Raw genomic sequence first — 20,534 nt, forward strand, 5'->3', positions numbered from 1 at the left:
TTCTCAACGCAAAGCTTAACTACTCTTCTCGGGCAATCGCTCTGAAAGCAATATCGCGCCGACACTCAACGCCTTCCCAGTGAATGGCGTTAACGCCTTGATACGCCTTCTGCTGCGCTTCTGAAACGCTACTACCCAGGGCTGTCACACATAGAACACGGCCACCTGATGTGGTGATCTCACCCTGAGCATTTTCTTCAGTGCCTGCATGAAACACCTTGCAGCCCGTTTGTTCGGCATCAGCCAAGCCATGGATAACATCGCCCTTACGGTAGCTACCTGGATAACCCCCGGCAGCCAAAACCACGCCCACCGCTGCCCGCGAATCCCACTCACAACTCTTGCCAGCCAACTTGCCTTCAGCACCCGCTAAGCAGAGCTCAGCTAAATCGGAAGTCAAGCGGAGCATAATGGGCTGTGTTTCAGGATCACCAAAACGGCAGTTATATTCGATCACTTTAGGATTACCCGCCGTGTCGATCATCAGGCCTGCGTATAAAAACCCTGAGTAGGCATTACCCTCTGCGGCCATGCCACGAACCGTCGGCAGAATCACCTGCTCCATAATCCGCGCATCAACCTCAGGCGTTACCACTGGCGCGGGAGAATAAGCCCCCATACCGCCGGTGTTTGGGCCTGTATCACCATCGTAAGCACGTTTGTGGTCTTGACTGGTCGCCATCGGCACGACATTCTCGCCGTCCACCATGACAATAAAGCTGGCCTCTTCGCCTTCGAGAAACTCTTCAATAACCACGCGCGCGCCCGCACCGCCAAACGCATTAGCTTCTAGCATGTCACGAATAGCCGCCTCAGCTTCAGCTTCGCTAAGCGCTACAATCACGCCCTTGCCCGCCGCCAAGCCATCCGCTTTGATAACAATTGGCGCGCCCTTTTTTTGCAGATAGGAAAGCGCAGGGGCTACGTCAGTAAAGGTCTGATAGTCCGCTGAAGGGATATCATGACGTGCTAGAAAATCCTTAGTGAAAGACTTGGAACCTTCCAGCTGGGCGGCCGCTTGAGTAGGCCCAAAAATAGTTAAGCCAGCGGCTTGAAAGCGATCAACCACGCCTTCTACCAAGGGAGCTTCTGGCCCTACGACGGTTAGACCAATCTGCTCATCACGGGCAAAGGCGACCAGGCTATCCAAATCAGTCGCGGCAATCGCTACATTGGTTACCTTAGGTTCATGGGCCGTGCCAGCATTGCCGGGGGCCACAAATACCTGTTCGACTTGGCTAGACTGTGCCAATTTCCATGCCAGGGCATGTTCACGACCACCACCGCCTATCATCAAAACCTTCATGTGCATCCTTCTCAAACGGGAAAGCATTTATCGGCGGCATTATGCCACAGCGCAGCAGCCAGTGGGGTCAGGAGGTAGGTTTGTTATCATTGGGCGACTCTTCTACAGACTGGTTAGCACCCTCTGATTCATCGATTGAACCGGGCTGGTTCAGCGTTTTTTGCCAAAAGCGCATATTCTCTTCCGCTAGCTCACGCATAAATTCCAGCGGCGTGTTACGCATTGCCTGCTTCCATTGGCTCTGCATACGCTTTTGCTGCTCTAACATCAACTGAGTGCCCTGTTCTAGATAACGTGACAGCGGCAATGGTGATGTCATATCGTAAACGCGAATCAGCTGCGCCAGCAGGTCGTTAGAAAAGACTTCTGCTTCGCTGTCGGCTTGCTCCTGTTCGATAATGATAGAAAGCAAAATGGTACGCGTCAGGTCTTCCCCGCTTTTAGCATCCTCTACCCGAAACGGTTCTTCCTCAATGATTAAACGGCGCAGATCTTCCAACGTGACATAACGACTTTGCTGAGTATCGTACAACCTGCGGTTTGCATATTTACGAATTACGCGCACAGCGTATCTCCTTAAACGCGATAGGGGCTTTTGTTCCCGTTACTGGTATTGTGCCTGCACCACGCGCCCATGCAAGCCACCTTGAAAGATTAGATAGCCGCACTGCGCCAATTTTGTGACCAATAGACCATCATTATGAATTTGATTCTGCTTGATCCCAGCGACCTCACCGATGAAGGTCATGTTTGCATTACCGACCCACGTCGCCTGACACATTTACGCGATATCCATCGCGCAGCCCCTGGCGACCTGCTAACCGTCGGTGTGCAGGGCGGCGCTATGGGTAAAGCGCTGTTAAAAGAACTCTCCGGGGAGCGTGCCTATTTCCAACTAGAAACGCTTGCAGAGCCACCGCCGCCCGCGCTTCCCGTACACTTAGTATTAGCCCTGCCCCGCCCTCGAATGTTAGCGCGTACGTTAGAGCACGTAACAGCGCTGGGCGTGAAAGAGATTACTCTTTTACATACCAAACGGGTGGAAAAAAGCTATTGGCAATCCCCCGAGTTACGCACAGATAAAATTCATCAGCATCTAATATTAGGTTTAGAGCAAGCGCGCGATACACAACTTCCCACGGTTACCCAGAGCAAAGGCTTTCGCCCTTTTCTAGAACAGCAACTTCCTGGCTTACTTAGCCAACGACGTGGACTGGTAGCCCACCCAGGCATGCCTAACGCTTGCCCAAGAAATATCAGTGAACCCACCTTACTATTGGTAGGGCCAGAGGGCGGCTTTATTCCTTGGGAAGTGGAGCAATTGCTGGCGGCTGGCTGTGAAGGTATGCACCTTGGTCAGCGCATATTACGGGTTGAAACAGCCGTGACGGCACTGCTGTCACGGCTGTTTTAAACATCTACTAACGTGAGCTGTACGAATTTGCCCTATATGAACGTGTTATTTACACACTAGGACTGATCATCTTCCGGGTCGTGGGGAACAACGGTCGCGTTTTCTCCACAATCAGGATCTTGTAAAAACGTGTTGCGCACATCAAGCAAGCCTAGGTGGCTAATCGTCCGGCGACCCAGCAGTAACGGGTATATCATCTCTTCCCGATCACGCAGGCTGAATTGCTCTTCATAAATGGTGTCACCCATACACACTTCCATCAACACGACTGGGCGCTCGTCGCGACCACCTGCGCCGCGCACGGTCTGCTCACGATATAGCGGCCGCTCAATTTGATCACTGAAGGTCTCACCGCTCTCCTGATCTTCGAGTTTCAGTCGAAAGCGTACCCACTCTTCATCATCTTGTTCAAACAGCTCAATATCCCGCGCATCCAGTGAAGACGTTAATGCGCCGCTATCCAGCTTGGCTTTCACTTCAATATCCCAGGGCTGCAGAGTCGCTTTTTCAACCCAGCCAAATACCTGATCGTCATTGGCCATTGCCACAGAGGTAGAGAGTAGAGCCCCTATCATTGCAATGCCTAGTAACTTTTTGCCCATCAATTGCATAGCATCATCCTTGGTAAATTTAATTCGACCTGATCACTCCAAACGACGGCGTAACTGCTCAAGCAACTCTTGTGTTGCAAAGCCATCAGGTATTAACCCTTGATCTCGCTGGAAGTTCCGCAAACCCTGGCGTGTGTTGGGGCCCATTACGCCATCAGCGCCACCCACAGAGTAACCTGCCCGATTTAGGCCCCGTTGAAGCTCTTGAACATCATCACGCGTCAGGGCTTGCTGGTCCCGCGGCCATGCATGCTGAATACCATCACGCCCGGCGATCGCATCCCCCAGGGTTGCGACGGCCAAAGCATAACTGGTGGCATTGTTATAGCGTAAAATGGCGCGGAAATTTGCCCCCGCCAGGAAGGCAGGGCCATCAGCGCCAGCCGGGATAATGATGGCTGCGCTATCAAAGTTAGGCAATTCGCCCTGCAGCGCTTGAACACCTTGACCGCGCCACTCAGCGCTGCTGCGTCGCTCGGTCTGAGCGTAATCGAACCCTTCGGGCAACCGTACTTCAACACCCCAAGGCTGCCCAGCTTGCCAGCCAGCCCGGTCAAGATAGTTAGCAGTTGAGGCCATTACATCTGGAATGCTGCCCCAAATATCGCGTCGGCCATCGCCATCACCATCCACCGCGTAAGCTTCAAAACTACTAGGAATAAACTGAGTATGCCCCATCGCCCCAGCCCAGGAGCCTTTCATCTGCTCGGCGGCGATATCACCCTCATCAATAATACGCAGGGCAGCGAGTAATTCACCACGGGCAAAGTCGCGACGTCGGCCATCATAAGCCAGCGTGGCGAGAGACTCTAAAGTTGAGAAATCACCAAAGTTGCTGCCGTAGTTACTCTCAATTCCCCAAATAGCGACAATAATTTCGGCAGGCACGCCAAAGCGCTGCTGCATTTCTAGCGCTGTATCGCGGTGGGCAGCAAACGTTTCACGCCCGGTGTTAATGCGAGTAGAAGAAACCGCCGTATCCAGGTACTCCCAGATAGGCCGAACAAATTCGGGCTGATAACCGTCGAGCTCAATTACGCGCTCGCGAAAGCGTACGCCATCCAGTGCACTGCTCAGCGTCGCTTCGCTAATACCCTGGTTCGCTGCATACTGACGAAACTCTTGTAACCACTGCTGAAAGTTCGCATAGCTGACTTCAGTGGCCGCCTGAGCATCCACCTCGGACATTAGCTGGGGATTCGCTAGCGTCACGCTCGCTGCAAAAGGCGTGCTTAACGCGGCTAATAGAGAAACGCACAATAATGGGCGGTAACGCCAACCGGTAGAGAGATTACGAGACATTATTTATATCCTTAGGCAGTCCTTGGCATGCCTGGGATGATGGCCTAGAAAAGTGAGAGTTACCAGCCTTCACCGCAGCTCAGAGATGAAGCTTACTTTGTAATACTGGCGATCACGGTAGGCTCATCGGGCTCAACCGCCTCCTGGCAAGGAATCAGCCACCGCTCCCACTGTTCGGGCACAACACAGGGTGCCTCAAAGGCCAAGGGATCTGCCCGCCATGGTTGATGGCGCGCTAAACCGTGGGGGAGCTTTTCAAGCTTTTTTAGCCAATGAGCAACATAGAGCCCCTGGGGATCATAATGGCCCGCCTGTTTTAGCACGTTAAAATAGCGATCCTGTCGAGGATCTCGCCCAACCCCGGCAATATAACGCCAGTTTCCCCAGTTACTGGCGACATCGTAATCAATCAAGCAGTGCTCAAACCATAAAGCACCCAATCGCCAATCGACCTTCAAGTCTTTAACCAAAAAACTGGCCACGTTCTGTCTGGCACGGTTTGATAGCCACCCAGTGTGGCGAAGCTCCAGCATTGCCGCATCTACAAAGGGCAGCCCTGTAACGCCGTTGCGCCAAGCATCGAACGCATCGCACGGTGTAGCAGGCGGTCCAGCCCCATACATCTTGGCCCCTTCCTGCTCAGCGGCAAGGATAAAATACTCACGCCAGAGTAGTTCGAAGGTAATCCAATAGCTCGATTCATTACTCCCGTGCTTCGCCTCCCACGCCTTTACTGCATCGTTAACTTGCCGTGCCGACAGACAGCCGCGGGCTAACCAAGGTGAAACACGGGTTGAGAAATTAGCGCCGAGCAAACCGTTACGCGTTTTTTTATACGTTTCACCTCCTCGCTGGCTCCATAAATAATGCTTCAGCCGGGCATGTGCCGCTGACTCACCTCCCCTAAATATATAACCTTGGCGGGCATCGGGCTCCCAAGTGGCGCTCTGCTCGCATACGGCTTTTAAAGGCGGAAAGCCTCTGGGCGCTTCGGGCCAGGGAGGCAAAGTAACGGGGGCACAGCGACTACTCGGAATCACGCACGCTTGCTCGACGCTGCGCCTAAAGGCTGAGAAGCTTTCAGGTAGCGCTTCACACCCAAATGGCAAAGAGTGGCGCTCAAAGAGGCGACCACTCTCCTGGCAATCTAAGCTCATTTCGCTTGGAAGCCCTTGCGCAACAGCTTGAATATGAGTCGACTCTTCTACCCCCGGATGGCCGGCAACGCGCACCTGTCGTACATTCAGTGATGAGGCTAGCTCAAGCACCACCTTGCTTGGCTTGCCAATACGCACCAGTAGGTCGCTACCACGCTGCAAAAGCTCTCCTCGCAACTCCATTAAGCTTTGCCATAAAAAACGCAAGCGGGCTGACCCAATCCGCGGAGTCGTCTCCCCATCGATGAGCGGCACCAACCACTGCTCGTCTAAAACATACAGGCACAATAGGTAGCTAGGAGGAGAAGTAAAATGTAGAAGCGGGTTATCAGCTATGCGCAGATCGTCTTGAAGCCAGACAATATCAATCGTGCTGTTCATGCTTGTGCCTCCTTGGGTGCTGTTATGCTCGGCACGTTGATGCTGGGTACTTTCATATTAAGTGCTTTGATTCACCTGATTGAGCACCTTGAAGAAAAGTGCTATGACTGCTTAGCTCCACGACGGCACCGCTCGCTGCAGTAACGCACTTCGTCCCAGCAGCGCGCCCATTTCTTTCTCCACGTAAACGGCCGATGGCACTGAACGCACTTTTTCTGGGGCAGATGCTGCTTGCGTCGCATAGTCACGTTTGTTCACGGTTATTGCAGGGCTAGACGTAAAACATGAACACATTATCTTATACAGTACAATTATTGTACATAATTTGTTTTTACTAGCATGTATAAATAAATGCCGAATTCCCCCAAATGCTGGGCAGCAAAAAGCCACCCGTAGGTGGCTCAAAAGTGGCTTCATTTAGCTTAACAATGCCCTCGACTTAGTCGGGATCGGTCTCCCTCGGCTGGCGTTTAGCATTTTCCTGCGTCTCTAGGCCACTTTTTAATTCATGAGTTAACGGATCATAATTTGGGCGTAGCTCATCCTTTACCGTGCCGCTCCAAAGCTTGGAGCCAACAAAATAACCGGCACGACCAATAACGTGGGCAGCGACCGGGGCAGTCATCAAAATAAAGACAATGATGGCAAACGAGCGGGCAACGATGCCTACTTCGGCAAAGTGCATAGCGGCGGCCAACATAATTAAGATAACGCCTAACGCTGCAGCTTTAGTAGTGGCATGCATGCGTGTTAGCAAATCAGGGAGCCGCAGCAACCCCACGGAAGCGAGCAGCATAAATAGCGCGCCACCAATAATTAGCGTGCCCTTAATGAAATCAATCATCCCGTGGGCCTCCCCTTTCCAAAAAGCGTGCAAACGCAATCGCCGCTAAAAACCCCATCAAAGCGATCACAATGGCGGCATCAAGGAAGCTAGCAACGTTTGATTTAATCGCGTAAACCCCCACCAACCCCACCACCGTGGTAGAAAACAGCTCTAAAGCAACCACGCGATCAGGTAAGCTTGGCCCGCGTACCACGCGAACAAAGGTAAGAATAAGCGCCAAACTCATGATGACTTGGCTAATAAGAATAACAGTATCCATTAGCGAAATAGCTCCAAGGCCCGGTGCTCCATCTCTTTTAAATTACGCCGTAACTCCTCTTCGTTATCTAAAAACATCGCATGGATATACAACACCTTACGGTCATCAGACACGTCCAGACTTAGCGTTCCTGGCGTCAGTGAAATGAGATTGGCCACCATGGTGATTTCCATTTCGGTGCGGGCAGAAAGCGGCATTGCAATCACGCCAGGCTTCATGTGCCAAGGCGGGGTCAAAATATCGAATGCGACACGTAAATTAGCCTGAATCAGCTCTTTCAGAAAAAAACCAATAAAACCAATAAACCGGGGTACGCGAGCGGGATACCCTTTCAGAGAGTCGAGCTGAGGCTCAATCAAGACAAGCGTGATATAGCCAAAAATTAAGCCAACAAGAAGATTCAGCCCGGTGAAATCACCGCTTAATAACACCCATGCCAAGCCTAACAGCAGGTTCCAAATAGCACCGGTCATGGCGTCTCCCCCTCGGCATCAGCCGTAGACTCTTCTTCTGCCGCTGCAGACGATTCGAGTAATACATCTTCGGCACTGGCTGAAGCCCCCAGCACTGCTTCGATATACCCGCGAGGCTCAAGCAGCTGATCGCCAATGCCTGTCATCACCCACATGATCGGTTCTGCAAACACACCAATCAGTAGCGATGTAAACGCTAGCACTATCACCGGCAAATACATCATCCACAGGCTGGGTTTTAACAAACGCCCATCATCTCCTGTCGGCGTAGCTGTTTCAGGCACCAGGTTATCTTCCGGTAGTGATTTCCAGAAAACTTCATTCCAAATTTTCACCATGGAGTAGAGCGTTAGCAACCCCACTGCCAGCGCAATACCAGTGGCCACATAAGCTTCAACCTCAAGGCCTGCACGCACAATCACGAACTTGGCAAAAAAGCCTGATAAGGGCGGTATACCGGCCAATGAGAAAGCAGAGATAAAGAAGGCAATGGCCAACCAAGGGCGCTCACGATAAAGCCCACCCATTTTTTTAAGCTGATAGGTCCCCTGCAACCGATGGGTAATGCCACTAATTAAGAAGAGATTGGTTTTCACCACCATGTTGTGCACGATCGCAAACACGCCACCGGCAATCGCCAACGGCGTATAGAGCGCTAAGCCTAAAATCATGTAGCCAATTTGGCTGACAATATGAAACGACAAAATGCGTCTAAATTCATACTGAGCGGCCGCCCCTAGCACGCCCGTAACCATGGTAAATACTGCGCCCCAGAGCATAATGTCCTGAAGATAGCCCATGGTTTGATCAAACATCAGCGTGAAAACACGGAACATCGCATAAACGCCAACTTTGGTGAGCAGCCCGGCAAAGAGTGCTGAAACAGCCACCGGCGGCGTGTGGTAGGACGCAGGCAGCCAAAAGAACAGTGGAAAGGCCGCCGCCTTGATCCCGAAAGCCACCATAAACATGACCGCCAACACTTCGACCATGCCCGTGTGCTCAGCCTCATCCATGCGCAGCGCAATGTCGGCCATGTTGAGCGTGCCCACCATCCCGTAAAGCAGGCCCACCGCTGTCAGAAAAATAACCGATGCCAATAGATTCAGAGTGACATACTTAATCGCGCCTTCCATTTGCGCACGTTCGCCGCCCAGAATCAGCAGCGCAAAAGAAGCGACCAGCATTACCTCAAACCAAACGTAGAGGTTGAAGATATCACCGGTCAAAAATGCACCGGTTACCCCGGCAAGCAGGAGATGCATTAATGGGTAATAGCCAAATTTTTCATGACCACGACCCGTCGTCGCCAACGAATAAATACCCATCGCCAAGCCGATAATGGCCGTCATTAACACCATCACTGCACTTAGCAAGTCGGCAATTAATGTGATCCCAAACGGGGCTGGCCAACTGCCCATCTGCATGGTGACATAGCCATCTGACAACGTGGATACAAACAGCCATAGGCTAACAATTAGCAGTGCTACATTACCTGCCACCGCCACAAAGCGCTGCATGGGGCGAGAGCGCCAAAATAGCAAGGAGATTGCCCCTGACAGCAAGGGCAGGAGAACGGGAAGAGCAACTTCAGGCCTCACGTATCAGTATCCTTCATCTTATCGAGATCATCGGCCTTAACGACTTCATAGGCGCGTCGAATCAATACCACCGCAAACGCCAGCACCCCAAAAGCGATGACAATCGCGGTCAATACAACCGCTTGGGGCAAGGGGTCGGCTACGCCACTGGGCGGCTGCATCATGCCTTCCGGTATTAGCGGAGGCGCTCCGCGGGTCATGCCTGCCGTGGTAAAAATAAGTAAGTTGGCAGCGTTGGATAGAAGCATCAAACCAATCACCAGTTTGACGATAGAGCGACGCAGCATCATGAAAATGGCCGTCGCATAAAGCAGGCCAATCGCCACCGCCATTAAGGGTTCCATACTGAGCCTCCTATTAACTCACGGTTCATCCTTGTCGACCTCCATCAGCGTCATCACCATTCCCGTAACAGAGCCCAGTACGGCAAAGTAAACACCGATATCAAAAATCAGCGGGGTAGATGCTTTAAAGTCGATGATGGGAATAGTCCACCACTGGGCGGTCAAAAATGGCTGGCCCATAAACCACGCAGGCACCACTGAGATCATTCCCAACAATAAGCCGATACCGATTAAGTCGCGGGGGTCGACCATCCGCAGCACCTCTTTAGTCGCGCTCACCCCAAAGGCAAACAGATAGAGCGTAAACGCCCCCGCCGCCACTAAGCCAGCAATGAAACCACCGCCCGGTTCGTCATGCCCTCTTAACAGCAAGAAGACAGAGAACAGTAGCTGCAGCGGCATTAGAAAGCGTGCCGCCGTATTTAGAATAATCGTGCCTGACTTAACCATCGTAAGGCTCCTTGGTTGTCACTTTACTGCTCTCCCCGTTTTTGCCATTGCTGCTCTCTCCATGACGCAGCTTGAGCATGGCGATCACGCCAATCGCGGCAAGTGCCAGCACGAACATCTCGCCCAGGGTGTCCAAAGCGCGGTAATCAACCAAAATGACATTGACGATATTGCGACCAAAAGCCAGCGGCGCGCTGTTCTCAATCATATAAGTCGAAATCGGTTCAAACTGCTGAATGCTCCACGAGGTCATAATCAACAAGCAGATCAAAATGCCCATCATCGCGGCGACGGAGCCATCACGAATACGTTCAAGACTTGTCGACAGATTCGAGAAACGTGGCAACCGGAACAGCACCAGCACTAGCAAAATCACCGTGAGGGTTTCCACCAGTAGCTGCGTTATGGCCAGGTCAGGGGCGCTGAAGAGAATAAAAATAAGCGCAATAGAGAAGCCCATCACCCCAACAGAGACAACGGCCCCAAGACGCGAGCGAGTCGTCGTGGCAAAAAGCGCCCCCATCGCCATGGTGCCCGCCACTACCACTTCGTGAAAACGAACATCCAGATCAAAAACGAATATGGGCGAATGACGTAACAAGATGGAATTACCAATCAGTGCTATGAGCGTAATTAGCATCACTAAGATGTAATTACGCATATAACCGTTTTGTAGTAGCCGCGTTTGCCACTCAGAGAACTGCACGATGCCGTTCATCATGCCTTCATATCCCGCCTCGGGGCCATGTCGCATTATTGGTGCCAACATCGAAAGTTTGGCGCGCACACTGTCCCAACGTTTGAATAACAAGAAACCAACACCCAGGCTGATGATCGACATAATCAAAGCGACATTAACGCCATACCAAAGCGATAGAGCAACGTCGATAGTCTCACCTGAAACAGACGTTGCAGCTGACGTTAACAGCGCATTAGCACCTAGCAAGGCAGGCATCAGGCCCAGCAGTAGCGACCCCACTGCCAGTAATGCAGGTCCTACTAACATGCTCAGCGGCGCTTCATGAGGCTCAAGCGGCGTATGATGCCGTTTGCCATAAAAGGGGCGTATCGCAATGATAAAGGCCACCGCAATCGTCAAAATAGAGGCGACAAAAGCGAACAGTACCAACAGCATGCGGAAGCTATCGGCACCTAATACTGATTCAAGCATCAGCTCCTTGCCGATAAAGCCAAACAGCGGCGGAACCCCTGCAAGCGAAAGAGCGGCTACTAGCGCAATAATAGCCGTTACCGGCATAAGCGAGCGCAGCCCGCCCATTTGAGTAACATCTTTGGTGCCGGTTTCATGGTCAAGAATACCGGCCACCATAAATAGCGCGCCCTTATACAGAGAGTGTGCAAGCAGAAAAGTGACAAAAGCGGTCATCGCATACTCAGTACCAATACCTAACAACATTGTCAGCGTGCCCAACGCCATGATGGTCGAGTAAGCGAGCAGCTTTTTAATATTGGTGTGGTGAATTGCCAGGAACGCACCGGTCAGCATTGTTGTCGCCCCAACAACAGACAGAATGCCGACCCACATCACCGTGCCGCCAAGCTCGGGGTGTAAGCGAGCCAGTAGATAAATGCCCGCTTTCACCATCGTCGCGGAGTGCAGGTAGGCAGAAACCGGCGTAGGGGCAGCCATCGCGTTGGGCAGCCAGAAGTGAAACGGAAACTGAGCCGATTTGGTGAACGCCCCAAGCAGCAAACAGATCAGCATAGGTGTGTAGAGGGCGTGTTCACGCAGGTCGGCTTCCTGACTAAGGATCTCCGCCAAAGACCAGCTATCGCTCGCAATACCCAGCAAAATCAAACCAGCCATTAAGGCTAAGCCCCCGGCCACCGTGACGAACAGGCCCTGACGAGCAGACTTGCGAGCGTCTATGTCAGCGTGATTAAAGCCGATTAATAGATAAGAGGTAATGCTTGTCAGTTCCCAGAAGATGAACAGCGTAAAAAGCCCGTCTGCTAACACTAGCCCCAACATAGAAACCATGAAGGCAACTAAGGCAATATGAAAGCGGGCAATATCGGGATGGCCTTTTAAATACCCACCCGCATATACCAACACACAGGCGCCCATGACGGTGATCAACAAGCCAAATAGAAGCGATAAACCATCAAGCAGAAAGGTAAGGCTGATACCCAGTGAAGGCACCCACTGCCACTCCAGCAGTAAGCTGCCGTTCTCAATGATTTCTGGGGCTTGCAGTAACAGCCAGGCCGCTAGTCCCGCTGGGAAAAGCGCCAGTACAAGGCTAGTGCGATGACCGAACCAGCGATGCAGTAGCGGTGACGATGCGGCCAGCAAAAACCCCATTAAAACGGCAAGTTGCATCTGGCGAAATCTCCTGAAAAATAAAAGGCTCACCCTGGAGGTTGAGGCGAATACCCAGGCATAATGCCCTGTCACTGGCATGCCAGCGTTGAAGTAGTGTGATTCTAAAGTTGTACACCTTATAACAGGTGGTTTTGACTGACCAGTCAAACGCTTAAACGCAAACAGCCGCTGGCGATAAAATCCGTCGGCGGCTGTTGTCAATAAATGACTATAGCAAATAGGTGTTACACGTTAAGCAATAGACAGCCACCCTGATAATTCATTGTTGATGACCCTTAACAGCGCGTCGATATGGTCATCACGGTCATTGAGGCAAGGGATATAGCTGAACGTTTCGCCGCCCGCTTCCATAAAGCTATCGCGAATCTCCTCTTCGATCTCCTCCAGTGTTTCAACACAGTCGGATGAGAACGCTGGCGACATAATCGCAATATGTTTATGACCCTGCTTAGCAAGCTCAGCAACATGCTTAACTGTTTGAGGGCCAACCCACTTTTCGGGACCAAACTGCGACTGAAAAGCAGTATCCACGTCCTCTTTACTAAAGCCAAGCTTCTCACGGAGCAAGCGCGTGGTTTTCTGGCACTGGCAGTGATAAGGATCACCCTCCATCAAGTAGCGCTCAGGCACACCATGGTAGCTAGCAACAAGCTTGGTGGGTCGCGTCGAGAGACTGTCGTAGGCTTCTTGTACCGAGTTGGCCAACGCCTGAATATAGGCAGGATGATCGAAGTACGCAGGCACCGTACGGATATAAGGTTGCCACTTCATTTTCATCAAGGTACGAAATGCTTCGTCGTTAGCCGTTGCTGTTGTGGGAGAGCCATACTGAGGGTATAACGGAAAAAAGACGATCCTCTCACAGCCCTTCTCCTTCAACCGGGTCAGGACACTTTTAGTGGAAGGATTGCCATAGCGCATGCAGAAATCGACTTCGACATCGTCACCATAGAGTGCTTTTAGACGCGCCGTCATTTTTTCAGTTTGAGCTCGGGTCGTCGTCAGTAGCGGGCTTTCGTTTTTCTCATTATTCCAGATACTGCGGTATGCCTTACCCGACGAAAACGGTCGCTTCGTCAAAATAATCAGCTGTAGCAGTGGTTGCCATTTCCAGCCGGCATAGTCGACCACACGCTTATCAGAAAGAAACTCATTAAGGTAACGACGCATTGACCAGTAGTCGGTGGCATCCGGGGTTCCTAGATTCGCTAATACAACGCCCACTTTGGCACGCGGCACCGGCGGATGATCGCTGGGTGCATGGGCCAAGCGTCCTGCGCCCGGCTGATCCTTGACGACACTTTCAGTCATTACATCTTCTCCCTAAAAAAACCTGAATTACTTACATAAATATTATCACTTTTCGGCAAAGTAGCGGCATAAAGTTATACTATTGGTATCATTTGTATAACTACAGGCCAACTCATGTCCAAGCCTTTGCTTTTGGTACTTGGTGACCAGTTATCACTTTCGCTAACGACGCTACAGGACGCACCTGACAATGCCGTCGTCGTCATGTGTGAAGTCGCTGAAGAAGCGCGCTATGTGCCCCACCATATACACAAAATCGGCCTCTTTTTGGCGGCCATGCGTCACTTTTCCCAGGCACTGCGCAAAAAAGGCTTCCACGTTCACTACAGCGCTTTAGATGACGCCGACAATACCCACTCCCTTATCTCTGAAGCCGAACGCATTGCCGAGCAGTGCGGCTGCGATGAGATACACGTTGCCCGACCTGGCGAGTGGCGACTTTGGGAGGCGATGCAGCAGCGTGAAAATGCAACGATTCCCTGGCGACTGCTTGAAGATGATCGCTTCTTCACCACCCCCGATGATTTCGCCAACTGGGCCAAAGGCCGCAAACAGCTGCGCCTTGAGTACTTTTATCGGGAGCAGCGCAAGCGCACTGGACTCCTGATGGAGGGCGATGAGCCCGCTGGCGGCAAGTGGAATTTCGACCATGACAATCGACAGCCTATCAAGGCAGCGCTCGAGTTCCCTGAGCTACCACAACATCACCAAGATGAGGTTACCAAGGGTGCCCTGGCAGATGCCGAATGCCACTTTAGTGATCATATGGGCACACTGGCGAACTTTAACCTTCCAGTAACCCGAAAGCAGGCATTGGTGGATCTTAAACACTTCATGCAGCATGGCTTGGCCCAATTTGGCCGCTATCAAGATGCGATCAGCGATTCCGCGCCCTATCTGTACCACTCCCGGCTTTCAGCGGCGATGAACATTGGCTTGCTATCGCCCCATGAGGTTTGTGAAGCCGCGGAGCAGTGCTATCACGAAGGTGATGCCCCGATTAATGCAGTTGAAGGGTTTATCCGTCAAATCCTCGGCTGGCGCGAGTACGTGCGTGGGCTCTACTGGACAAAGATGCCCCGCTACAAAAGTGCCAACCAACTCGGTTTTACGCGCGAACTGCCTGCCTTTTATTGGGACGCTGATACCGATATGCGCTGCCTAAATCGCGCCGTCCAAATGACGATCGACAACAGCTACGCCCACCATATTCAACGGCTGATGGTCACGGGCAATTTTGCCCTACTGTGCGGGGTTAAGCCCGAGGCGCTGTGCGACTGGTACCTGGGGGTTTACGCGGATGCCAGCGAGTGGGTAGAGCTGCCCAACACGCTGGGTATGGTACTCCATGCAGACGGTGGTTTAATGGGTTCGAAACCCTACTGTGCCTCGGGTAAATATATCGACAAAATGTCCGACCACTGCCAGCACTGCCGCTACACCCCCAAACAGATCACAGGGCCTAACGCCTGCCCTTTCAACAGCCTTTACTGGCACTTTCTTGAAAACAACGCCGAGCAATTGAACAAGAACCCACGCATGAAGCTGATATACGGCTCGCTTAGCCGGATGTCTGATGAGAAGCGCGAAGCAATACGCCAACAGGCTGAAAGCTTCTTGGCTCAACTGGAAGTGTCTCCAGGCTACGGGCAAACCTGTCACACCGCAGGCTATGTCACCCCCCAAGCGATACCAATGCGATCAGTACAAACCAGGAGTCATAATGAGCCGCTATGCACCGCTATACGTTGCACCGCCGGTCACCCTATTTCACGACGGCCACTGCCCCTTCTGCCAACAGGAAGTCGCTTGGCTGGAGAAACATCGCTATCGGAAACATATTGCACTAGTGGATATTCAGGCTACGGACTTTAACGCCAAGGAGCATGGCAAAACATTTAGCGCCATGATGGGGCAATTGCATCTGCGCGATAGCCAAGGGAAGTGGTACATCGGTATGGATGCCAGCCGTGCCCTCTATGCAGTGTTGGGCTATCGGCGGCTGGTAGGGCTTTCGTGCTTACCGGGTTTATACGGCGCAATGAACGCCGGTTACCGTTTTTTTGCCCGTCGCCGAATTAGGCTTGGGCGGTGGTGGGAAAAGCGCAAGATTAAACGTCAGGGGCGAGAGTAGTGTTAAAAGACAAGCGGCATACGCGATGTAAGCGGCTCACTGTAGTGCGCATCGCGGCCAATCACTTCATCGTGGGGCACGTGCTGAACTAAGTAAGCACGGTGAATTCCGGCCCGCTTGAGTTCCATATAGGCATCATCTAGCGAGCGAAATAGCATCGGCTTGGCGCGCTGTGTCAACATATGTCGCTCGCCCTCAACGTCTTCCAGTTCAACCTGATAAAAGCGGCTGCCCGAATGGGTAATCACGCGTATTTCAAAGTTATCGTGACTGGCAACAAACTGCTTAAGATCCTTCAGTTCCATGGTTCCCTCCTATTATTTGGCTATATCGACAGGTATGTCATCAAGGCACAGCATGCCTGCACCCGATGACACTTCTGTTGCCTCATTATTGCAATGTAATGACAACAAGCAATAACCCGACATTAATAGCTAGGAGGTCAATAGTGCAAGAAAATTCCTGACCGGAAGGTCAACTTAACAATTGATTATTGATATTCAGAGGGGTCGATGGCTTTACCAAGCGAATTACGGTCAATCCAGTTTCCGCCTTTGGTCTCTTTATAGCGAAACACGACGTTGTCTCCCACTTTTACCGGTAGCTCTCCATCTTCAGTTTGATAACTATACTTCTCGCCCGCGACCACCAAATGGTAGCGATAAAGGTCTGGCATACCCAGCCACTCCTTGAAAGGGCCTTCGCGCTCTATCGCCTCTAGCTCGCCGCGACCTTCTAACTTAGGAAGACGCTGCCGGTTACCGCGCCGAAATCCACCTGCCATTTGCTGCTCCCGTTTTTACATATCGTGGGTGAGGCATTATACGAGCTCGCCCCTCATCCTCAAGTGACTTATCACTAACCTGTCATTAACAGCCTGTCATCAAGAATCTGTCATAAAAGGCTTAGTCGCCGAAGGCTTGGCCGTAACTATCGGGGGCCAGATCCTCAAAGCGAGTATATTTGCCAATAAACGCCATGTGAACGGTGCCGATAGGCCCGTTACGCTGTTTACCGATAATTAACTCGGCAATACCCTGATTGTCGGGGTTATCTGGATTATAGACTTCATCGCGATAAACGAAGGCAATAACGTCCGCATCCTGCTCAATCGCTCCAGACTCCCTCAAATCCGACATAACCGGACGTTTATTGGGGCGCTGCTCCAATGAGCGGTTCAACTGTGAGAGCGCAACCACCGGGCAGTTAAACTCTTTTGCCAAGCCCTTCAAGGAGCGTGAAATTTCAGAAATCTCACCGGTACGGTTTTCATTGAAGCCGGGGATCTGCATTAACTGAAGATAATCGATCATGACCAGCGCGATATTGCCGTGTTCACGCACCACACGGCGCAGCCGTGAGCGCATCTCGTTAGGCGATAATGCGGCAGTGTCGTCAATAAACAGCTGCTTATCTTTGAGCAGATTAACCGCGGAGGTTAAGCGCGGCCAATCCTCATCTTCCAGTTGACCGGTACGCACGCGGGTTTGATCGATCCTGCCCAGCGAGGACAGCATCCTCAGCATTAGCGATTCCGCGGGCATCTCCATGGAGAACACCATGACCGGCTTGTCGCTGGAAATAACTGCATGCTCAACCAGATTCATGGCGAAAGTGGTTTTACCCATTGAGGGGCGTCCTGCAATCACCACCATATCCGAAGGCTGCAAACCGGTGGTCATTTCATCCAGATCACGGAAACCGGTGGAAAGCCCGGTCATCTCACCTTTAAGGTTAAACAGTTCGTCAATGCGATCAACGGCCTTGGTCAGCAGATCACTCATACCGATGGGGCCACCGGTTTTAGGACGCTCTTCGGCGATCTGAAACACTAATCTTTCCGCTTCATTGAGCAATTCATCCGCCGGGCGCCCCTGCGGTGAAAAAGCGCTATCAGCGATTTGGTTAGCGGCCCGGATCAACTTACGCAGCGTTGCCCGTTCACGCACGATATCGGCGTAAGCGCGAATATTACTAGCAGAGGGCGTGTTACGGGCAAGCTCAGCCAAAAAGCCCAGCCCACCGACCGTGTCCAACTGATCACGCGCTTCCAGCGCCTCAGATAGTGTTACCACATCCAATGGCTGACCGGACTCAGCCAGATGAATCATCACGTTGAACACTAAACGGTGCTCATAGCGGTAGAAATCATCAGCCACCAAACGCTCGGAGACGTTATCCCAAGCTTGGTTGTCAAGCATTAGCCCGCCTAGTACCGACTGCTCCGCCTCCAGAGAGTGCGGCGGCAGCTTTAGCGCTGCCGTTTCTTTATCAGCAGAAGGCTGGTCCTGCATAGCGAACTCCTTTAAACACATCAGTGTAGCCAATGAAGAGAGGTATCTTAGCCGCAGCGAGGGCGAACGACCACCGACATCACAACCAACCTAGACACTGTCCAAAAAACGCAAAACTTAATCGTTCAGGCGGGTTTATGACAATATCCAGTAAGACCACCGAAAAATACAGGCACCAGAAATAACAAAAGGCGCGGGGGTTCCCGCGCCTTTTGAGGCGTACGTGCTAGTACAGTGAGCGTCTAAGTAATTACTTAGTTACTCTGCCACTACCACTACGCGTACAACCGCATCCACTTCAGCGTGCAAGTGAATAGCGATGTCGTATTCGCCGGTTTGGCGAATCGGACCTGTCGGCATACGAACTTCGCTCTTGGCAACATCGATGCCAGCAGAGGAAATTGCGTCAGCTAGGTCACGCGGACCAATAGAACCAAACAGCTTGCCTTCGTCGCCTGCTTTGGAAACCAAAGACAGTTCGATGTCGTTCAACTGCTCAGCGCGCGCTTCGGCTTCTGCCTTACGCTCAGCCGCTTGGGCTTCAAGCTCAGCTCGCTGCGCTTCAAACGCTTCGATGTTGTCTTTGGTGGCCGGTACGGCTAAACCGTAAGGCACCAAATAGTTACGACCATAACCAGGCTTCACAGTGACCTTGTCACCCAGGCCGCCCAGCTTACCAATGTTGTCGAGCAGAATGACTTCCATCTCGTAAACCTCTTGTCAGTTGCTGCGGGCAAGGCGTGCGCGAACGTTCGCGAATGTATCAATCAGCCCCAACAGCAGCACAATGAGAATCGTGGGCCAGGTCGTGATCAGCAGCACATAAAATGCTACCAGCCACAGCCCGTTCATCCCCTTTAATCCAATAAACCCGTGCACTAACGCAACGCCAGCTACCAATAGCGGAATCCAACCAAGCATCGCCAGCGCGTGAGCGCCTAACAGCATGCCGATCACCCCAATGACGACCAGCAAGGCCAACTCTTTGGGGGTTAGTCGCAGCGCATGAAACTCTTCGCGGAAGCCGCCTGGGTTGTACAACCCAGCCTGCCAACTACGCGCAAGTGCTAAACATACGATGGCGGCTAACAACACCACAAGACCGGTTACCCCACCCACCACCAATGCGGCGATGGTTTGGGTATCGTAGCCCTGATTGGCGAACTCCGTGAGCATGCGGTCCACTTCTTCTGAACCTTCCCGCAATTGCTCAAGCATCAGCTCCGTGCCACCCGGTGGACTGAAGATGCCAAGCTGAACCATAACGGCGGCGACCAAGGTCCCCACAATCAAGGTTTCACCCCAACGCATCCTCTCGCGCAGAATAACGGCCATCAGCGTTACTAGTAGAATGCTAGCAAGCGGAATCACATCACCCTGAGCCCACCACCAACCAGCCGGTAGCGCTGCAGCGATAATGACCGGCAGCGCAGGCACAAAACCTTTACGCAGAGTCATCAACGCAGCGATGGCTGCCCCTAACCAGAACAACCAAGGCACTAGCGTTGCCAGGGCCGCCCCGCCTGCAGCGTAAGGCGTGCCCCGCATTAGCCATCGGGCTAGTGCCAGCATCACGTTAAACGCTTACTGGTGGCTATCGGAGTAGGGCAGCAGTGCCAGATAACGCGAGCGCTTAATAGCAGTCGCCAGCTGACGCTGATAGCGTGCTTTGGTGCCGGTAATACGGCTTGGAACGATCTTGCCGGTTTCAGTAACGTAGGCTTTCAGCGTGTCCAGATCTTTATAGTCGATCTGCTTGATGCCTTCAGCGGTAAAGCGGCAAAACTTACGGCGACGGAAAAAACGTGCCATGGACTAGCTCCTTAAAACGTGCAGTGAATAAAATCAGGCAGTTTCTTCTTCTTCAGCGCGCGGTTTTTCTTCGCGACGCGGACGTTTTTCTTCTGCCGGTTTCATCATCGGGGAAGCTTCAGTAACAGCTTCTTTGCAGCGAACAACCAGGCTGCGGATAATGGCGTCGTTATAACGGAAGATATTCTCGATTTCATCGAGAGTTTCACCGCTACACTCAACGTTCATCAGCACGTAGTGGGCTTTGTGGATCTTGTTGATCGGGTAAGCCAAGTGACGACGGCCCCAATCTTCCAGACGGTGCACAGTGCCGCTGTTTTCAGTAACGATGCTGGTGTAGCGCTCAACCATCGCCGGCACCTGCTCGCTTTGATCCGGGTGGACCATAAACACGATTTCGTAATGACGCATGGGATCTCCTTGCGGTTTGACAGCTTCCATTGTGTGCTACTGCTAAAGGCAATAATCGACGACAAGGAAGCAAGGAGTTA

General features: G+C 52.2%; 24 protein-coding genes. 3 read left to right on the forward strand and 21 right to left on the reverse strand.

What is annotated here, in order from left to right:
• Positions 1-19 precede the first annotated feature (19 nt).
• Both purD and phaR read right to left on the reverse strand, forming a co-directional pair.
• Positions 20-1,306: a phosphoribosylamine--glycine ligase gene (gene purD, locus MLE19_RS18125; protein ID WP_240719533.1), complete on the reverse strand. Its 1,287-nt coding sequence runs from the start codon at positions 1,304-1,306 to the stop codon at positions 20-22.
• Positions 1,307-1,373: 67 nt separating this feature from the next.
• Positions 1,374-1,871 carry a polyhydroxyalkanoate synthesis repressor PhaR gene (gene phaR / locus MLE19_RS18130; RefSeq protein WP_240719534.1) on the reverse strand — a complete coding sequence of 166 codons (498 nt, stop codon included), beginning with the start codon at positions 1,869-1,871 and terminating at the stop codon, positions 1,374-1,376.
• A gap of 135 nt (positions 1,872-2,006) precedes the next feature.
• Here phaR and MLE19_RS18135 point away from each other — a divergent pair, with 135 nt between their 5' ends.
• Entirely contained in the window at positions 2,007-2,720 is a 714-nt protein-coding gene (locus tag MLE19_RS18135; RefSeq protein WP_240719535.1) for a 16S rRNA (uracil(1498)-N(3))-methyltransferase, read from the forward strand.
• A gap of 56 nt (positions 2,721-2,776) precedes the next feature.
• Here the strand turns inward: MLE19_RS18135 and MLE19_RS18140 are convergent, their stop codons facing one another.
• The 12 genes from MLE19_RS18140 to hemH all read right to left on the reverse strand — a co-directional run bounded on the left by MLE19_RS18140 (position 2,777) and on the right by hemH (position 13,803).
• Positions 2,777-3,322 carry an ATP-dependent zinc protease gene (locus MLE19_RS18140; RefSeq protein ID WP_425356820.1) on the reverse strand — a complete coding sequence of 182 codons (546 nt, stop codon included), beginning with the start codon at positions 3,320-3,322 and terminating at the stop codon, positions 2,777-2,779.
• 42 nt (positions 3,323-3,364) lie between these two features.
• Positions 3,365-4,633: a lytic murein transglycosylase gene (locus MLE19_RS18145; protein WP_240719537.1), complete on the reverse strand. Its 1,269-nt coding sequence runs from the start codon at positions 4,631-4,633 to the stop codon at positions 3,365-3,367.
• A gap of 92 nt (positions 4,634-4,725) precedes the next feature.
• On the reverse strand, positions 4,726-6,171 hold the full coding sequence (locus MLE19_RS18150; RefSeq protein ID WP_240719538.1) for a DASH family cryptochrome: 1,446 nt from the start codon (positions 6,169-6,171) through the stop codon (positions 4,726-4,728).
• 101 nt (positions 6,172-6,272) lie between these two features.
• The gene (locus tag MLE19_RS23050) at positions 6,273-6,413 is read right to left on the reverse strand and encodes a DUF2256 domain-containing protein (RefSeq protein WP_276322498.1); all 141 of its coding nucleotides are present in this window, start codon (positions 6,411-6,413) and stop codon (positions 6,273-6,275) included.
• A gap of 197 nt (positions 6,414-6,610) precedes the next feature.
• Entirely contained in the window at positions 6,611-7,015 is a 405-nt protein-coding gene (gene mnhG, locus MLE19_RS18155) for a monovalent cation/H(+) antiporter subunit G (protein ID WP_240719539.1), read from the reverse strand.
• A complete protein-coding gene (locus tag MLE19_RS18160) occupies positions 7,008-7,277 on the reverse strand; it encodes a monovalent cation/H+ antiporter complex subunit F (protein ID WP_035584108.1) in 270 nt (89 codons plus the stop codon). Before MLE19_RS18160 ends, mnhG begins: the two co-directional genes overlap by 8 nt.
• Positions 7,277-7,750 (reverse strand): Na+/H+ antiporter subunit E, encoded by a 474-nt coding sequence (locus MLE19_RS18165; protein WP_240719540.1) that lies wholly within the window; start codon positions 7,748-7,750, stop codon positions 7,277-7,279. The genes MLE19_RS18160 and MLE19_RS18165 overlap by 1 nt, the downstream gene beginning before the upstream one ends.
• Positions 7,747-9,351, reverse strand: a complete 1,605-nt coding sequence (locus tag MLE19_RS18170) for a Na+/H+ antiporter subunit D (RefSeq protein WP_240719541.1) — start codon at positions 9,349-9,351, stop codon at positions 7,747-7,749. The genes MLE19_RS18165 and MLE19_RS18170 overlap by 4 nt, the downstream gene beginning before the upstream one ends.
• Positions 9,348-9,695: a Na+/H+ antiporter subunit C gene (locus MLE19_RS18175; RefSeq protein WP_007113325.1), complete on the reverse strand. Its 348-nt coding sequence runs from the start codon at positions 9,693-9,695 to the stop codon at positions 9,348-9,350. The genes MLE19_RS18170 and MLE19_RS18175 overlap by 4 nt, the downstream gene beginning before the upstream one ends.
• Positions 9,696-9,713: 18 nt before the next feature.
• On the reverse strand, positions 9,714-10,145 hold the full coding sequence (locus MLE19_RS18180; RefSeq protein WP_035563150.1) for a Na+/H+ antiporter subunit B: 432 nt from the start codon (positions 10,143-10,145) through the stop codon (positions 9,714-9,716).
• Positions 10,138-12,489 (reverse strand): putative monovalent cation/H+ antiporter subunit A, encoded by a 2,352-nt coding sequence (locus MLE19_RS18185; protein WP_240719542.1) that lies wholly within the window; start codon positions 12,487-12,489, stop codon positions 10,138-10,140. Before MLE19_RS18185 ends, MLE19_RS18180 begins: the two co-directional genes overlap by 8 nt.
• A 234-nt stretch (positions 12,490-12,723) precedes the next feature.
• Positions 12,724-13,803 carry a ferrochelatase gene (gene hemH, locus MLE19_RS18190; RefSeq protein WP_240719543.1) on the reverse strand — a complete coding sequence of 360 codons (1,080 nt, stop codon included), beginning with the start codon at positions 13,801-13,803 and terminating at the stop codon, positions 12,724-12,726.
• A 114-nt stretch (positions 13,804-13,917) separates the two neighbouring features.
• Between hemH and MLE19_RS18195 the strand changes: the two genes are divergently transcribed.
• Positions 13,918-15,678, forward strand: a complete 1,761-nt coding sequence (locus MLE19_RS18195) for a cryptochrome/photolyase family protein (protein ID WP_240719544.1) — start codon at positions 13,918-13,920, stop codon at positions 15,676-15,678.
• Positions 15,617-15,937: a thiol-disulfide oxidoreductase DCC family protein gene (locus tag MLE19_RS18200; RefSeq protein WP_240719597.1), complete on the forward strand. Its 321-nt coding sequence runs from the start codon at positions 15,617-15,619 to the stop codon at positions 15,935-15,937. Before MLE19_RS18195 ends, MLE19_RS18200 begins: the two co-directional genes overlap by 62 nt.
• Before the next feature lie 2 nt (positions 15,938-15,939).
• Here MLE19_RS18200 and MLE19_RS18205 read toward each other — a convergent pair whose 3' ends face one another.
• The 7 genes from MLE19_RS18205 to rpsF form a co-directional block, all read right to left on the reverse strand.
• Positions 15,940-16,242, reverse strand: a complete 303-nt coding sequence (locus tag MLE19_RS18205) for a DUF6482 family protein (protein WP_240719545.1) — start codon at positions 16,240-16,242, stop codon at positions 15,940-15,942.
• Between the two features lie 185 nt (positions 16,243-16,427).
• A complete protein-coding gene (locus MLE19_RS18210) occupies positions 16,428-16,721 on the reverse strand; it encodes a hypothetical protein (protein ID WP_240719546.1) in 294 nt (97 codons plus the stop codon).
• Between the two features lie 121 nt (positions 16,722-16,842).
• Complete coding sequence (gene dnaB / locus MLE19_RS18215; RefSeq protein ID WP_240719547.1) at positions 16,843-18,231, reverse strand: replicative DNA helicase; 1,389 nt, start codon at positions 18,229-18,231, stop codon at positions 16,843-16,845.
• Positions 18,232-18,489: 258 nt separating this feature from the next.
• Positions 18,490-18,936: a 50S ribosomal protein L9 gene (rplI, locus tag MLE19_RS18220; RefSeq protein ID WP_035584127.1), complete on the reverse strand. Its 447-nt coding sequence runs from the start codon at positions 18,934-18,936 to the stop codon at positions 18,490-18,492.
• Positions 18,937-18,951: 15 nt separating this feature from the next.
• Positions 18,952-19,803: a hypothetical protein gene (locus MLE19_RS18225; protein ID WP_240719598.1), complete on the reverse strand. Its 852-nt coding sequence runs from the start codon at positions 19,801-19,803 to the stop codon at positions 18,952-18,954.
• Positions 19,804-19,815: 12 nt separating this feature from the next.
• Positions 19,816-20,043, reverse strand: coding sequence for a 30S ribosomal protein S18 (gene rpsR / locus MLE19_RS18230; protein ID WP_007113337.1), 228 nt, complete (start codon positions 20,041-20,043; stop codon positions 19,816-19,818).
• 33 nt (positions 20,044-20,076) lie between these two features.
• Positions 20,077-20,454 carry a 30S ribosomal protein S6 gene (rpsF, locus tag MLE19_RS18235; protein WP_007113338.1) on the reverse strand — a complete coding sequence of 126 codons (378 nt, stop codon included), beginning with the start codon at positions 20,452-20,454 and terminating at the stop codon, positions 20,077-20,079.
• Positions 20,455-20,534 lie beyond the last annotated feature (80 nt).

Origin of the sequence: Vreelandella neptunia, assembly GCF_022489065.1 — a bacterium.
Classification (GTDB): domain Bacteria; phylum Pseudomonadota; class Gammaproteobacteria; order Pseudomonadales; family Halomonadaceae; genus Vreelandella; species Vreelandella neptunia_A.